Source organism: Pseudoalteromonas sp. NFXS39 (assembly GCF_040148775.1).
Classification (GTDB): domain Bacteria; phylum Pseudomonadota; class Gammaproteobacteria; order Enterobacterales; family Alteromonadaceae; genus Pseudoalteromonas; species Pseudoalteromonas apostichopi.
On sequence record NZ_JAGDEC010000001.1, the window covers coordinates 584,945 to 600,923 of the forward strand.

The 15,979-nt window shown below is 40.6% G+C and carries 12 protein-coding genes; 6 read left to right on the forward strand and 6 right to left on the reverse strand.

Translation table 11 applies throughout. From position 1 onward, the window contains the following. Positions 1-397: 397 nt before the first annotated feature. Positions 398-883 carry a GNAT family N-acetyltransferase gene (locus J3455_RS02515; protein ID WP_130052788.1) on the reverse strand — a complete coding sequence of 162 codons (486 nt, stop codon included), beginning with the start codon at positions 881-883 and terminating at the stop codon, positions 398-400. A gap of 129 nt (positions 884-1,012) precedes the next feature. After that, positions 1,013-2,533, reverse strand: a complete 1,521-nt coding sequence (exaC, locus tag J3455_RS02520) for an acetaldehyde dehydrogenase ExaC (RefSeq protein ID WP_286260689.1) — start codon at positions 2,531-2,533, stop codon at positions 1,013-1,015. A gap of 177 nt (positions 2,534-2,710) precedes the next feature. Between exaC and J3455_RS02525 the strand changes: the two genes are divergently transcribed. After that, positions 2,711-3,619, forward strand: coding sequence for an AraC family transcriptional regulator (locus J3455_RS02525; protein WP_349560961.1), 909 nt, complete (start codon positions 2,711-2,713; stop codon positions 3,617-3,619). Here the strand turns inward: J3455_RS02525 and J3455_RS02530 are convergent. Then, positions 3,609-4,280 (reverse strand): YoaK family protein, encoded by a 672-nt coding sequence (locus J3455_RS02530; RefSeq protein WP_130052791.1) that lies wholly within the window; start codon positions 4,278-4,280, stop codon positions 3,609-3,611. The two genes, J3455_RS02525 and J3455_RS02530, sit on opposite strands and share 11 nt — an antisense overlap. Before the next feature lie 128 nt (positions 4,281-4,408). On the opposite strand from J3455_RS02530, the gene J3455_RS02535 reads away from it, so the two are divergent. Continuing rightward, the gene (locus J3455_RS02535) at positions 4,409-5,440 is read left to right on the forward strand and encodes a LacI family DNA-binding transcriptional regulator (RefSeq protein ID WP_250662269.1); all 1,032 of its coding nucleotides are present in this window, start codon (positions 4,409-4,411) and stop codon (positions 5,438-5,440) included. Here the strand turns inward: J3455_RS02535 and gtfA are convergent. Further along, complete coding sequence (gene gtfA / locus J3455_RS02540) at positions 5,437-6,909, reverse strand: sucrose phosphorylase (RefSeq protein ID WP_349560963.1); 1,473 nt, start codon at positions 6,907-6,909, stop codon at positions 5,437-5,439. The two genes, J3455_RS02535 and gtfA, sit on opposite strands and share 4 nt — an antisense overlap. Before the next feature lie 138 nt (positions 6,910-7,047). Here gtfA and J3455_RS02545 point away from each other — a divergent pair, with 138 nt between their 5' ends. The 3 genes from J3455_RS02545 (at position 7,048) to J3455_RS02555 (ending at position 12,132) form a co-directional block, all read left to right on the forward strand. Next, complete coding sequence (locus tag J3455_RS02545) at positions 7,048-8,268, forward strand: MFS transporter (RefSeq protein ID WP_349560964.1); 1,221 nt, start codon at positions 7,048-7,050, stop codon at positions 8,266-8,268. 150 nt (positions 8,269-8,418) lie between these two features. Then, positions 8,419-10,818, forward strand: coding sequence for a TonB-dependent siderophore receptor (locus J3455_RS02550; protein WP_130052795.1), 2,400 nt, complete (start codon positions 8,419-8,421; stop codon positions 10,816-10,818). A gap of 228 nt (positions 10,819-11,046) precedes the next feature. Next, positions 11,047-12,132 carry a methyl-accepting chemotaxis protein gene (locus J3455_RS02555; protein ID WP_130052796.1) on the forward strand — a complete coding sequence of 362 codons (1,086 nt, stop codon included), beginning with the start codon at positions 11,047-11,049 and terminating at the stop codon, positions 12,130-12,132. Positions 12,133-12,189: 57 nt separating this feature from the next. Here J3455_RS02555 and J3455_RS02560 read toward each other — a convergent pair whose 3' ends face one another. Then, positions 12,190-13,401, reverse strand: coding sequence for a sugar efflux transporter (locus J3455_RS02560; RefSeq protein WP_294090139.1), 1,212 nt, complete (start codon positions 13,399-13,401; stop codon positions 12,190-12,192). A gap of 225 nt (positions 13,402-13,626) precedes the next feature. Here J3455_RS02560 and J3455_RS02565 point away from each other — a divergent pair, with 225 nt between their 5' ends. After that, entirely contained in the window at positions 13,627-13,839 is a 213-nt protein-coding gene (locus tag J3455_RS02565; RefSeq protein ID WP_167657467.1) for a catalase, read from the forward strand. 625 nt (positions 13,840-14,464) lie between these two features. Here J3455_RS02565 and J3455_RS02570 read toward each other — a convergent pair. After that, complete coding sequence (locus J3455_RS02570) at positions 14,465-15,973, reverse strand: trehalase family glycosidase (protein WP_250662272.1); 1,509 nt, start codon at positions 15,971-15,973, stop codon at positions 14,465-14,467. Between the last annotated feature and the right edge of the window lie 6 nt (positions 15,974-15,979).

Below are 15,979 nucleotides of genomic sequence, written 5' to 3' on the forward strand. Positions count from 1 at the left end.
ATATCGAGTCATGGCACTTGCGGTGACTCAACCAAATTGTTGTCAAAAGCTTAGCTTGTGTGTTCTCTAAGCTTTTTTATTCCGAGTCATGGCACATGCGGTGACTCAACCAAATTGTTGTCAAAAGTTTAGTTTGTGTGTTCTCTAAGCTTTTTTATTCCGAGTCATGGCACTTGCGGTGACTCAACCAAATTGTTGTCAAAAGCTTAGTTTGTGTGTTCTCTAAGCTTTTTTATTCCGAGTCATGGCACATGCGGTGACTCAACCAAATTGTTGTCAAAAGCTTAGTTTGTGTGTTCTCTAAGCTTTTTTATTCCGAGTCATGGCACTTGCGGTGACTCAACCAAATTGTTGTCAAAGGCCTGGCTAGTGTGTTCGCCAGGCTTTTTTATGCCCGTTATAAAATAACTTGCCAATAAGCTACATCAACCCACTGAGCGAACTTTTTTCCAACTTGCTGGAAATGCGCGACCTTTTGCATATTATATTTTTCATGCAAGGCGATACTTGCTACATTAGGTAATGCAATCCCTGCCATAACAGCATGTACATTTTGCGCTTTTAGCTGAGCAAACAGTGCAGCGTAGAGCTGTGTACCAACCCCTTTTGCATGACTACCAGCATCTAAATAAATCGAAATTTCCACTGAGTGTTGGTAAGCTTTACGTGCTTTCCAAGGTGTTGCATAACAATATCCAATAACCTTGCCATTAATTTCGGCAACCAACCAAGGTAAGCCAGAGGCAAGATTAGCCTGTATCCGCTTTGCTATTTCAACGTCTGTGATAGCATCAACTTCAAATGTAACCGTACTATTGAGAACATAGTGATTGTAAATTGCAGCAATGGCTTTACTATCATCAACCGTTGTATTTCTAATCATGTTTGAAATTCCTTACTCAACAAGGATTTATTAATAACAGAAAAGAAGATTTGGGAATACATTTACGCAAAATAAAAACGCCACTAGACGTGGCGTTTGGGTAGTTTCGACAACAATAAGAAATTGCTTTTAAAAGAAGCCCAGTGGATTTTCACTGTAACTTACTAATAGGTTTTTAGTTTGCTGGTAATGATCAAGGGCGAGTTTATGTGTTTCGCGGCCAATGCCTGATTTTTTATATCCGCCGAACGCAGCGTGCGCTGGATACATGTGATAGCAGTTTGTCCAAACGCGGCCCGCTTCAATCTTACGGCCAAAGTGATAAGCACGATTCATATTTCTGCTCCATACACCAGCCCCTAAGCCAAACTCTGAGCTATTGGCAAGCGCTAATGCTTCCTCTTCATCTGTAAAGGTCGACATTGAAATAACGGGGCCAAAGATTTCTTCTTGGAACACACGCATGTCGTTGGTGCCTTTTAACAGTGTTGGTTGAATGTAGTAGCCACCGTTAAACTCATCTGACAGCCGCTCTACTTCACCGCCAGCGAGTACTTCAGCCCCTTCTTGTTTACCAATTTCGATGTAACTTAGGATCTTATCAAACTGAGCTTGCGATGCTTGTGCGCCGACCATGGTTTCTGTATCAAGTGGGTTACCACGTTTAATTTGTAAAGTGCGGGCAAGAACACGCTCAATAAACTGCTCGTAAATGTCTTCTTGAATAAATAAACGCGATGGACAGGTACAAACTTCGCCTTGATTAAAGTATGCAAGTACAGCCCCTTCTATAGCTTTACTCAAAAACTCATCGTCTTTTTCCATTACATCATTAAAAAAGATATTTGGCGATTTACCACCTAGTTCGACCGTTGATGGAATAATATTATCAGCAGCACATTTTAAAATATGTGAACCTACCGGCGTTGAACCTGTAAAGGCAATTTTAGCAATTCGAGTACTGGTTGCGAGGGCTTCGCCAGCTTCTTTACCATAACCGTTCACAATATTTAGAACACCTGCTGGTAACAAATCACCGATGACTTCAAGCAGCACTAAAATTGATGCAGGTGTTTGTTCAGCCGGTTTTAAAACAACACAGTTGCCCGCAGCAAGAGCTGGAGCAAGCTTCCATGCAGCCATTAGCAATGGGAAATTCCAAGGAATAATTTGCCCTACTACACCCAGTGGCTCATGGAAATGATACGCAACGGTGGTTTCGTCAATCTCACCAATAGAGCCTTCTTGTGCGCGAACACAGCCTGCGAAATAGCGAAAGTGATCGGCCGCTAATGGCACGTCTGCCGCCAGAGTTTCACGAATTGCTTTACCATTATCCCAGGTTTCTGCAACCGCGAGCATCTCTAGATTTTGTTCAATGCGATCGGCTATTTTTAATAAGATATTACTGCGCTCTGTGACTGAAGTTGTTCCCCACGCTGCTTTTGCATCATGGGCTTTATCAAGTGCCAGCTCGATATCTTCTTTTGATGAACGAGGTACTTTACAAAACACTTTACCGTTCACAGGGCTGATGTTTTCAAAGTATTCTCCTTTTACAGGGGCAACCCATTGGCCACCAATATAATTCTCGTATTGCGCTTTAAAATTAACTTTTGCGCCTTCACTACCTGGGTTTGCATAAATCATAATGTGTTCTCTCTTCAAATTGTTGTATTTTATTTAGCATTGACTAAATTACGCGGTAGGTTATTGTTTAATGAACCGCTAGCTTTTGAAGTTAGCTTAGTTAATAGAAGTACACTTGATTCCTAGTCCAGACTTTTTGACTATTTGTCCAGAATTTAGGGCGACAGCGAGGCAACAATGAACACATCAGTTAGCAGCAGAAGTTTAGATAAGAAACGGCAACGTATTGATGTGCTTATTGAAAATAAAGTAAGTTTTGCTGGAGAGCATGCTGAATTAAGTATTTACGACACATATTTAGATGCGCAAAAAGTAGCGCTGCATTCCACTGAATTATTATTTTGCGGCATGATCAGTGGCAAAAAAATCATGCATGTTGCTGACAGTGATTATCATGAAGAGTTCTTGCCAAACCAGTCATTTGTACTGGCCCCAGAGCAAGGTGTATTAATCGATTTTCCAAATGCTTCGCTCAACCAACCAACAACCTGTTTAGCGATTGAAATTAGTACAGACAAAATAAGCCAAGTAGTCGATATACTTAATTTTAATCAGCAAATTACACAAGATGACTTTTTCCAATATCAAACGAAGCTAGTCCATACACAGCATAACCTGCAAACCCAACAACTGCTTGAACGGATGATTACTCTGTTTAGCGAAAATGAACAACACCGTGATTACTTAATTGATCTATCACTCAATGAGTTAATAACCCGCCTATTACAGCAACAAAGCCGAGATTTAATGATCGCAAGCTGTAAGAAAGGTAAACTTGCAACTCCAATGAGCCATGTAATTAGCTATATAGAACAGCATCTCGCAGAGAATATTGATATTGATGTGTTATGTAAGATATCGTGTATGAGCCGCAGTAAGTTTTATCAGCAATTTAAGCTAGCATTTGGTGTCACCCCAGCTCTTTGGCAGCAGCAATTACGCTTACAAAAAGCATACAAACTGCTCGAAAAAGGTGAGGCTATTAGTCAGGTTTGTTATCAATTAGGTTTTAATAACCCGAGCCATTTTAGTCGTGTGTTTAAACAAGCCTTTGGCGCAACCCCAAAGAGTATCGCTAACCATTAAACCTAGGATTGCAACGAGTATAAACCCGATAGGTCAATGCCAATAAAATACATATAATACTTGGTACATAAAGCGCCGAAAAGCTAAATTTTGCAAATAACCATGCACCTGATAAGCCACCTAAAATAAAGCCGAAGATGATTAGGCCAAATAGCTTAGCCTTACGCTTATCAAGCTCCTCACCTCGGAAAAAACGACCAAACATAATACCTAAATCAGTAAAGATCCCTGTCACATGAGTGGTACGAACGATTGCACCACTGTAGGTCGTTGCCAATGCGTTTTGTAATCCACATGCCGCAGAGGCCAAAAAGTGCCCATAACCAGAGCCATTAAACAATAGCCAAAGTGCGCCTAATAAAAGCCCTGCTTCGATTAATAATGCGGTGTCGTAGTGACGACCTAATTTAAGTGCAGAGCTATGCAGTAAAAACCCTGCAATACCAGAACCTACTAAAAATGACAGTAATACGCCTAATAAATGTAAAGCATCAAGGCTATTGCCATGCATTAGATCTGCGCCAAGCAAAGTTGCAGTTCCTGATAAATGTGATACAGCTTGATGTTCAAAACTAAGTAACCCAACTGCATTCACGCAACCGGCTACCAACGCCAAAATAAATGCCCCAATCTCAACCCACTTTGGTAACTTAGAAATCACTCGCTACTCGCCTTTTTTTGCTCTCTTACTCATTCTTTTATGGTACGTTAATTTTTATGACTAAAAACACTTTTTTTCGACTCTTTATATGGTAATTTACAATTAAGTAAATCGATTAAGAAGCTATAATGACAAAGCTAAAAAGTTGGACGCTGAAAAGTATCGCCAAAGAGTTAGGTGTTTCAAATGCTACCGTATCAAATGCGTTTAACCGCCCGGATCAATTATCTAAGGCGCGCCGTGAAGAGATCTTAGCTGCATGTAAAAAGCTAGGCTATTTTGGTCCCAATAAAGCGGCGCAATCATTACGTCGTGGCACCTTTAATATTGTTGCCCTAGTGCTACCAGACAGTGTTGAATATATGGTATCAGATCCGGTTGCAAGTAGCTTTATGCGTGGTGTGTCAGCAGTACTCGAAAAAAACGGCATCAATCTTTTATTATTTTCAGGTAACAACGATAACCTAAATAGCGTGGTTGATTTTGTTGATGGTTTTATTTGCTACGGTCGCCCACGTAATAAGCAACTTGTTGAACAATTGAAACAAGTACCAAAACATGTGGTAACAGTCGATTTTAACATCGGTCGCGATGCCTCTGTAAACGTAAACAACCAACAAGCCAGCTTTGATATTGCCAAACACGCACTACAAAATAATGATGATCGGGTTGCTATTTTAGGCCTGCGCTTACTCGATAACGACGTTTTATGCCGAGTTTACGAACATCATGAATTTGAGGCTGGTCAGTCTATCGCTCATCAACGACTGCGCGGTTATCACCAAGCAATCAGCGATGCTGGCGTCACCCTTGGTGATGATAGAACATGGAATATTCCAGAAAGTAGCGAACGCTTCGCTAGCATTGCTGCTAAAGAAGCACTTAGCAGCACCCCACGACCAAATGTATTGTTGTGTATGAGTGATTTAATCGCCCTTGCCGCAATGCGCGAAGCATTAAAAATGGGGTTATCAATTCCTGAGGATGTCAGAATTGTCGGCTTTGATGGTATAGATGAAGGACAGCGATTTGTGCCAAAACTCACAACTGTCCATCAAAATAGCGAAGAAAAAGGCCGCATTGCTGCGACCTTGTTTATATCTAAAGAGCAGCAAACAGCCGAAATCGACTATCAGCTGCAATTGGGTCAAAGCAGTTAAGCTAATAAGTCAGCTAAATTAGTCATGCTTTGCCCGCCATCTCGCTGATCAAGAATCATCACTTCACGGCTTGCAAAGTCGACCTTTAACTCGATTGAGCTGCTATCATCATGCCAGCTTAAACGACATACACTGCCTTCACCTTTAGCAATAAATTCACCATTAAAAGCTGAGTGCTCATTACGCAATTGAATGAGTTTAATCAAGCCTTTAACGACAGGTTTAGCAAGCGCTGCATCAATGTCTTGTGCATTTAAATATGGGCGATTAATATCACGACCTACATTTGTGCGAGCCAGTAATTCCATATCATTTTCACAAGCGAACAGGCCGCCATAATAAACTTGTGGAATACCTGGTGCAAAGAATTGAATCGCACGCGCTAGTAGGTAATCAAAGTCATCTGCGCCCAATGCATTGTAATATGTACAGTTTACTTGGTATAAATCAACGTTACTTGCAGCTGCACCAGTTGCAAGGCGACTTTGCCCTTCACTTTTTTCATGAATGGTTTCTACCAAGTTATCAATTTGCGCGGCGTTTAATAAGCCCGGTTTATCACCCATAGGGCCCGCATCAATGATACCAATGCCATCATGGGTATCGAGAACCGTTAAACAGTTACGCGGCGAAATTGTTAGCCAGTTCAGTAGAGCTTGCGCATCATTGCTAAACAAACTGTGTAAAATAAGTGGTGGTAAGGCAAAGTCATATACCATATTTACACGCTTTGCGACTTCAACCTGAGTTTGGAAGTGGCTATGAATCTCAGCAATGGTTTCCATACCTGCTTCATTAGCTTGCGCAGAAAGCTTATTTAAATATTCAAATGTTTGGTCAAGCATAAAGCAGTTTGTGCCTGCTTCTTTGATAGCGTAACCAGCAGCATCTAAACGAATAATGTTAACATTATTATCAGCAAATTTGCCAAGTACAGTATTTAAGTACTCGATGCCCGCCGTTGATTTCACATTAATATCAATTTGATTATCGGTAAATGTAGTCCAAAAATCATAGGTTTGGCCATCGCCGCATGCAATTGGCGTAAAGCAGCTACCAGGACGCGGACGATAAATCGCTTGTTGTTCAGCCTCAGACATACCATTTGGGAATACATCATCTTTGGTTAGAAATAAATCCCAAAACTCAGATTTCTTGCCTTTAGCTAATACATCTTTAAATTGAAAAGACTGTGCTGAAACATGGTTAACAATTAAGTCAGCCATTAAATCATAGTTGGCACCAAGCACTTTAATATCGTCCCAGCTACCAAGACGCGAGTCTACTTCGCTATGATCAATGGGATCAAAGCCAGCATCACTGCCATCAATCGGGTTATAAAATGGCAACAAATGTACACCTGCAAACACATTGTTAAGTGGGCCATTTAATAAATTACTTAATTCATCAATACCTTGACCTGTAATTCGGTCTGCGTAGGTGATTAATTGCACTTTATTGTTGATCATAATTGTTAATACCAAGTTGAAACTTAATCGATTAAGATATATCTTTAACCACGACAGCAAATTATTCAAGCAGTTTTTACAATTTTTATACACTAATATATATAGTAAAGGTGCAGACCTTTCGGTGGGGATACAACAATGAATAGAACACACGATCCTTTGCAAACCATTAGATGGCTGACATACATGATGTTTTTTATGTTTGCTATGACATCTGATGCGGTTGGTATGATCATTCCAGAGCTTATCAATGAATTTAACTTAAGCATGACTCAGGCCAGTGCCTTTCATTATGCACCAATGGCATTAATTGCCTTTAGCGGCCTATTTTTAGGTTTTTTGGCTGATAGTTTTGGTCGCAAGCAAACCATAATGCTGGGACTAGGCTTATTTACAATAAGTTGTTTCTTATTTGCCGTTAGCAGCAGTTTTAGTATATTTGTAGTGCTACTTAGCTGCATTGGCCTTGCTATTGGCTTGTTCAAAACCGGCGCATTGGCGTTACTAGGTGACATCTCTGAAAACAATTTAGAGCATACAAAAACAATGAACTTGGTCGAAGGCTTCTTTGGTGTTGGAGCCATTGTAGGCCCTGCACTTGTCAGCTTTTTAATCACCCAACAGGTAAGCTGGACTTATCTTTATGTCATCGCTGGGGTCTTATGCTTAATTTTGACCTTAATCGCTTGGCGTGCAGAATACCCTAAACCTAAAAAGCTTGAAAAGCATGCTAAACCAGCATCACTTGCAACCACAATGAGTATGATGAAAAACCCCTATGCACTTGGCTTTTCCTTAGCAATTGCTCTTTATGTTGCGACCGAAGTGGCTATATATGTATGGATGCCCACTTTACTTAGTGATTACAACGGCCCATGGCAATTACTGGCAACATATGCGCTAACCCTATTTTTCATTTTACGTGCTGCAGGGCGTTTCTTAGCGGTATGGCTGTTAAATCATTTAAGTTGGCAAGCGGCAATGCTGTATCTAAGCTTAGGCATTGCTCTTTGTTATTTAGGCTTAATTTTTGGTGGCGTTGATTGGGCGGTATTCTTATTACCATTATCGGGGCTGTTTATGTCGATGATCTACCCAACTTTAAACTCGAAAGGTATTTCTTGCTTTGCGGTTCAGCAACACGGTGCGGTCGCTGGGGTTATTTTGTTTTTTACCGCCCTTTCGGCTGCAGCGGGGCCGTTATTAATGGGTGTGATCAGTGACTACTTTGGTCACATTCGTTACGGCTTTTATCTCGCAACAGGTTTCGCATGTTTATTGTTTTTAGCCATGCTATATAACTATTTACGTGACCCTGCTGAGCAAGCATTAGCGCAGCACAGCGCGCTAAGCCACTAAATAAAACTCTTAAAAATCAATTATCGAACATAAATTGTGCAAATTTTTCGCTAAAAAACTTGCATTATGTAAAATTATTGTTATCTTTACTTAATCGATTAAGATAACAATTTAGACAACAAACCATCTGGGATTGAGACGAGGCACATTATGACAACACACAAACATGCCCTTTATACATTAAGCGCGCTTGCATTAGCAGTAAGTCAAAACTTACACGCTGAAGAGCAAGCACAACCAGAGGCTAAAAAAAGCGGCCTTGAAACGATTGTTGTAACAGGTGTACCGCGCCGTACGACAATTATGGCATCAAGTTCTTCAGTTAGCAGTGTTACATTAGCTGAAATTGAAGTATCAACACCACGCTCTACCGCAGAAGCATTCAGAACAATCCCGGGTGTACGTTCAGAATCAACTGGCGGTGAAGGTAACGCCAACATCGCAGTACGTGGCTTACCAGTTGCATCGGGTGGTGCCAAATTCTTACAACTACAAGAAGACGGCTTACCTGTGATGCAGTTTGGCGATATTGCTTTTGGTAACGCAGATATCTTCATGCGCTTAGATTCAACAGTACAAAGTGTTGAATCAATCCGTGGTGGCTCAGCATCTACAGCGGCAAGTGATGCACCAGGCGGTATCATCAACTTTATTTCTAAAACCGGTGAGAACGAGTCTGGCAGTGTATCAACCACTGTAGGCCTTGATTATGACTCAATTCGCACAGACTTTGAGTATGGTACTTATCTTAACGACAGTGTGCGTTATCACATAGGTGGTTTTGTTCGCCAAGGCGAAGGCCCGCGTGAAACTGGATATACATCAAATAAAGGGGGCCAGATTAAGGCGAACCTTACTAAAGAATTTGATGCCGGCTATGTGCGTGTTTACTTTAAGCACCTTGATGATAAAAGTGTAGGTTACCTACCTATGCCTATGTACTCAAATGGCGATTCAATCCCTGGTTTTGATGCACAATCAGATACGCCACATTCAGCACTTTTCACACAAACACTGCGTTTAAATGGTGATAATCAAATTAGCACTGGTGACATGACTGATGGTATGAATCCGGTTGTTACATCTGTTGGCTTTGAAGCTGCTTTTGATTTAGATAACGACTGGCGCATCGAAAACCGTTTTAGAACATCATCTGTAAGCGGTAATTTTATTTCTCTTATTCCAGCTGAAGTAGCAAGTGCAAGCTCAATTGCCTCTAGCATTGCTGGTGATGGCGCATCACTTGTTTACGCAAATGGTGGCTCAGCAGGCCAAGCTTATGGCGATGACGATTTAGCAATGCGCATCCACACATTTGATGTAACACTAAACGACATGGGTTCAATAGTTAACGACCTTAAGTTAACTAAATCGTTTTCTGATGACACAAGCATGACCTTTGGTTACTTTGCATCAAGCCAATCAATTGATATGTCATGGCTTTGGAACTCATATGTTATGGAGCTAAAAGGCGATAACGCAGCATTACTCGATGTGTACGCTGCTAATGGTGATAGCTATTCTGATAATGGCTTATATGCCTATGGCACTCCTTATTGGGGTAACTGCTGTCAACGCAACTATGATACAGAGTACGAAACACGTGCACCTTACATTAACTTAGCAACTAAATTTGGTGACTTAAGCATTGATGCAAGTGCTCGTTACGATTCAGGTGAAGCGCGTGGTAACTACGCAGGCGCCGTAACATCAACTGTTGATATGAATAGCGACGGTACAATCTCAATTCCGGAGCAAAGTGTAGTTGGTATAGATAACGCAAACCCAAGCATTGTTAACTATGACTGGCACTACAGCTCATACTCAATTGGTGCTAATTACCAAATTGATCCAAGCTTTGCGACATTTGCTCGTATTAGTAAAGGCGGCCGTGCAAATGCAGATCGCTTACTATTCGGTAAAGTAGAAGCGGATGGTTCAGTTGCTGAAGCCGATGCGATTGATGAAGTAAATCAATACGAATTCGGTGTGAAAAAACGTTTTGATTCACTATCAGTATTTGCAACAGCATTCTATGCAGAAACTGAAGAACAAAACTTCGAAGCCACATCGCAAAAATTCTTTGACCGCGAATATGAAGCCAAAGGTATTGAGGTTGAATCAACTTACTACGTAGGCGATTGGGATTTCCGTGGTAACTTTACATGGACAGATGCAGAAATCGCTAAAGATGCGTTATCGCCGGAGTTAGTAGGTAATACACCACGTCGTCAAGCTGACCTTATCTACTCACTAATGGCCACTTACAACTTTGACAAAGGTGCAGCGGGTCTGAGCTTTATTGGTACAACAGATGCTTACGCACAAGATAGTAATGATCTTCAGTTCGATGGCTACACACAAGTAAATGGCTTTGTAAGTTACAACTTGTCTGAAAACTTAAGCCTATCGCTTAATGTGAACAACCTGTTTGACACCATAGGTATCACAGAAGCAGAAGAAGGCTCAGTACCAGATAACGACATTATCCGTGCCCGTACTATTAACGGCCGTACAACGTCACTTACTTTAAAATATTCTTTTTATTAATCACTAAACTCCCTTGTTTTAGCCCAGTTTTTACTGGGCTTTTTCAGCTTTAATAACCAACTTTCCAGCCTCAATTGAGCAAATAGTCGTAATTACTCCCTTTCTAGTAAAAAAACAGATAATAAATTATCACTTTGTTCTATAATCAACGTGCGCCACAAGTATTAATCCCTTAAAATGATTAAGTATTATTGCGAATTGGTTTAACCATTTGAATTAGGAACATGCATGTTTGTCTCACGCAAAAGCCACTCTTTACTCCAAGATCAATACAACGCGCTATTAGCTGAAGTTGAGGCACTCAAAGCCGACAATCACGTTCTGCGTGATGAAAACGAGCGCTTAGAAGCTCAATTACATCATCATGCTGATGATGCAGATCAACTGTTCCTTGCTAATTTATTGAATAGTTCGATTGAATGTATCACGCAAATTGAGGGCGTACGCCAAACTGTTCTCGACTCATACCTTGTTATTGAAGAAGAAAGCCAAGTCACTTTACAGATCAGTCAACTATTAAATGACTCAAATAATGCGCTGCAGCATATCGTCAGTGAAATGGCTAGTATGGCAGGCAAAATGGGGAGCATGACCAGCAACATTACTGGCTTGTCTGATATGGCTGATAGCATCAATACCTTTGTATCAACCATTTCAAAAATTTCAGATCAAACCAACTTACTCGCGCTTAACGCCGCCATTGAAGCAGCTCGTGCTGGTGAGGCTGGTCGTGGCTTTAGTGTTGTTGCTGATGAAGTACGTACGCTTGCTACCAACACGAATAAATCAGCACAAGAAGTGTCTGATTTAGTAAAAGAAATCATTAACAAAACGGGTGAAACTGTCACCTCGGTTGAAGATATTCAGCAAAATAACACCCAGCTTTCAACAAGCTTTGATACCTTGAACAACGACTATAGTTCGATCATGAATCACTGCAATTCAATGAAAGAAACTATTATTAATGCCGCTACTCGCTCATTTGTGCAAACTGTAAAACTAGACCATATTGTATGGAAAGGTGAAGTATATGCGGTTGCCAATGGTACAAGTAACAAGTCGATTGATGACTTTTCAGATCATACCATGTGTAGACTAGGTAAATGGTATAACTCTGAACAATCAAATGGCTTTAAACAGCTCAATGCTTATCGTCAATTAGAAGAGCCACACCGTGAAGTGCACCGTAATGGTGTTGAAGCGTTAGTGATGCTACAAACAGGCAATAAAGACGCAGCTATTAATCACATTAATAAAATGGAAGCAGCAAGTGAGCGTGTCATGCATATACTTGATCAAATCGCTAACGGCTAATTACAAAAATAATAAAACCGAGCTCAGATGCTCGGTTTTTTGATCTATTTAAGCAAGTTACTCAACTAAACCTTCTTGCAGCACCGGCATTACAGCACTTTGTTGTTCTTGGCGCTTCACATAGCTAAACAACATTAAGCATCCAAGGGCTAAACTTGCAGCTAGCATAGAGCCAAGAGTGGCGAATCTAAAACTATAAAACTGTGCAATAACGCCTGTTGCCCCTGCCCCGCACATAACACCAAGTTTAATGGCGTTCGTGTAAAACGCTGAGGTAAACCCTATTCGCTCAGGAAGCTGATCTTGTAATACGGTTAAGCCAATGCCTGCAAAAATACCGTAAAACAGGCCGTTCAATACTTGCAGCGCGATTAAATGCCACACTTGAGTGGCAAAAAAAACTCCTAAATAAAATACAATGGCACAACAAAATGCCACCGCAAGCATCGAGACTTTACTGTATTTTTTAGCTAGTTTTGCTCCATACAGCATGATAGGAATTTCTAACAGTGCCACGACCCCCATAAACAGTCCTGGGGTATGTTCAGCAAACCCAAGTTCAGTAATGCTATAAAGTGGCAGTGCCGATGAATACATAATATTACCCGTTGAACCAAGCATTATCGATAAGCCTAACAACCAAAATGATAAACTCGCTGCGGCTGCAGGCTCTGAGCCGTTTTGCGATTTTTTAGCGCTGTAGTCAGGAATAAACTTAAATGCAAAGATTAGCGCAATCAAAGCGCAAAATGCAGCGAAGTAAAACGAGTGACTAAACTTCCCCCCTGCAGCTAACATATAGCCCAGCGGAGGGCCTCCCACCCAAGCAAATGAGATAGCAGCACGTAAACGCGAATTAAAGCTGGTAATGTCTATATTCTGTTGACGTCCAGCCCATTGTCGTGCAACCGTCATCATTTGCGGGATTGCCGCATTTCCCATCGCTAGAAATAACACACCTGCGAGTAGCACTTGCCAAAATGCAGTGGCATTTGCAAAGGTCACTAACGCGCACGTCATGCCTGCTACAGCCACCATAAATAACTTACGTGCACTTGTGCCTTTATCAGCCATGCCACCCAGCCACTGACTGATAACTAAACCCGTAATGGTTACCGACACCATATAAACCCCCAAATAAATGGGCGGTGTTTGCAGCCCTTCAACTATAAATAAGCTCATCAAAGGGTTAACGAATGCCCCCATTAACCCTGTTAGCATACTTAGAAGAATAAATATTACACCATGCTGTTTAAACAATACTTTCACTAACGACCCCACATCAATACAACAAGTGAATAGATAATTTAAAGGGCGCAAATTATACACAGTTTTAATGAGAACTTCATTTTGTAATACAAATTAAAGTACACGTGAATTTAATAGTTAAAGTCTATTACACTAATAAAAGCGCTCAGCATTACCTAATAAAAAAACTTCACATAAAGACTGCTATAAAATGCAAATGCCTTGACGACTTATGAATAGGTTTATATGAAATTTATTTACACACCTACTCTTATAATCAGCGCTTCAACATTCACTAAAGACAATGATGTAGCTGTGGGTTATACCCAAAACTCTTTTACAACATCCCCTCGTTGCAGCGTATTACTTGAAGACGTTCATGTAATTCAAAAACGGCAACGCTTTGCATGTAAATATATTCCTAAGTGTGTGGTTAATACTCGTGGTAAGGATGCATAGGGGTAGCTGCGAGTAAAAATCTCGAAAACTTAATCATTGCCGCTCTGTTTGAGCTAGCAGGTCAATAAAGCAAAACAATAAAAGACCATGTATTGAACTTTCTGCTTAATTCTCCATCAGAGGTAAATACCTATAGCATTCAGTCAATTAAGTTTATTTATGAAATGGATTACTTTCTCCAAATGCGCTTATTCCCTCACTGTTTTAGCCATAATTATTACTGTACTCATAACCATTGATAATTTTGACAGTTCACAAAGCCTTCCAATTGGCTTCGTTCTATGGGGGATTTCACCTTACCTGTTAATGGCGTGGATGGTTGAACACAGTAAAACAAGAATGACACAGATTGCCTCATTTATTGTCACTATCATTTGTGTCTTATTTGGTATTGTGACCTTAGGTTCAATTTATTTTTCTCATGACGCACAATCAGCGTTGGTGTTTGTTTTTGCTCCATTATGGCAATGGCTGGGACTATTAATACTATGTATTCCATTGTACTTTATGAATAAATATACAAAACAGTCTCAATGAACGAAATAAATCAAAAATTTTATCTAATAGTAAGTATGCCTTCAGACACACTTACTATAAATTTTAAATCGTGATCTGAACAAACAGCTCAAAGGTTGTCATCAAGTAGTTTATAAAAACGTGATGTTACGCCATTTGTCCAACCAAACCCCTGTTGCACTGTGTACTCACCACCACCTGCACGGCTGACTAATTCACACACATTGTACTTTTCAAGCAGGCATTTATCCTCTGCAAAACGCATTTCAATCATGCTCAACCAATTTTTCATAATCGCTTGTGCTTCGCTGACAAAACCATAATCAGTTAAACCTTTTACAGCAAACCATTGCAGCGGCGCCCAGCCATTAGGGCTATCCCATTGTTGTGGAGTACTACATAATGTTGTAACTAAACCACCTGGTTTTAAAAACTCACTCATCAGCTTTTGTTTTACTTGCTGGGCTTGTTGTACAGATGCAGCACCAACAAACAAAGGAACGGCCATTGCCATTGAATCAACGCTGCTTTGCTGATTGAGTCGAATGTTGTAATCACGGTAAACACCTGCCTCAGAATTCCAACAATAGGTATTGATAGTATCTAGGCGAAGTGTAGCCAGCTCAGCAAAGGACTGACTCTGTTGCTCTGCACCAAGTAAACGGTAGAAGCGAGCTAAAGTGTGTTCTGCATTATACAATAAGCTATTTAAATCAATCGGTATGAGATTGGTTGTTTCAATACTTTTTAGGTCACTATGATCGCGTAGCCAACGGCTACTAAAATCCCAGCCAGACTCGCATGCAGCTCGAATATGCTGGAAATAGCTTTGCTGCTGCTCAGTTGTTAGCCCTTCAGCGTCATGTAAATCTTCTTTTAATGACTCTGGACGAGGTGTTGCCGCACTATCCCAGTAGCGGTTTAAAATAGCCTTATTAGGCATTTTAACAACACGCCTAATGGCAGGCGTTTCAATGCTAAGGTCGTTACAGCCAGTCATCCAAAACTGATACTCTGCTTCAAGTGCTTTTACAGCGTTTGCCAGCCAAGTTAAATCAGCCTCAAATTTATATTTAGCATCCCACAGCATCGCTAACATCAACGCTAAAACAGGAGGCTGTGAGCGTGAGCTATAATAAACACGGTTACCATTCGGAATACAGCCATTACGCTTTTGCAGGTCAATAAAGTTATTTACCATTGCTTCAATAGTTGCTAAGTCTTCAATATCTTCTAAACCAAGTGCGGTAAAGTAACTGTCCCAGTAATAAATTTCCTGAAAACGGCCACCTGGTACAATGTAATCAAATTGCAGTGGCATAAGTGAGCTTGCTAAATCAGTATCGGCATTTCTATGTAGGTGTGGCCATAAATCAAGAATATATTGCTTAACTGATGTGGAATCTAATGTGGCACTAGGAATAGATTGATCAGCAAATATAAAATTCGACATCACAAATTCTCGTAGTTCATCGCCTTTTAAAGGCCCAACAAGTTGATATAACTCGCACGCACTTTGCCAAGACAATTTTGGCACTGCATCGGCAAACATTTTTGAATCAGCAAACACTTCTGCTAACTGTACGTCTTTAAATAGTTGGCTATTAACGAAATTCATGATAAT

What these genes read in the sequence shown, in the direction of transcription:
- J3455_RS02515 (WP_130052788.1), bottom strand. Translation starts at nt 883, where the DNA reads ATGATTAGAAATACAACGGTTGATGATAGTAAAGCCATTGCTGCAATT.
- exaC (WP_286260689.1), bottom strand. Translation starts at nt 2,533, where the DNA reads ATGATTTATGCAAACCCAGGTAGTGAAGGCGCAAAAGTTAATTTTAAA.
- J3455_RS02525 (WP_349560961.1), top strand. Translation starts at nt 2,711, where the DNA reads ATGAACACATCAGTTAGCAGCAGAAGTTTAGATAAGAAACGGCAACGT.
- J3455_RS02535 (WP_250662269.1), top strand. Translation starts at nt 4,409, where the DNA reads ATGACAAAGCTAAAAAGTTGGACGCTGAAAAGTATCGCCAAAGAGTTA.
- gtfA (WP_349560963.1), bottom strand. Translation starts at nt 6,909, where the DNA reads ATGATCAACAATAAAGTGCAATTAATCACCTACGCAGACCGAATTACA.
- J3455_RS02545 (WP_349560964.1), top strand. Translation starts at nt 7,048, where the DNA reads ATGAATAGAACACACGATCCTTTGCAAACCATTAGATGGCTGACATAC.
- J3455_RS02550 (WP_130052795.1), top strand. Translation starts at nt 8,419, where the DNA reads ATGACAACACACAAACATGCCCTTTATACATTAAGCGCGCTTGCATTA.
- J3455_RS02555 (WP_130052796.1), top strand. Translation starts at nt 11,047, where the DNA reads ATGTTTGTCTCACGCAAAAGCCACTCTTTACTCCAAGATCAATACAAC.
- J3455_RS02565 (WP_167657467.1), top strand. Translation starts at nt 13,627, where the DNA reads ATGAAATTTATTTACACACCTACTCTTATAATCAGCGCTTCAACATTC.
- J3455_RS02570 (WP_250662272.1), bottom strand. Translation starts at nt 15,973, where the DNA reads ATGAATTTCGTTAATAGCCAACTATTTAAAGACGTACAGTTAGCAGAA.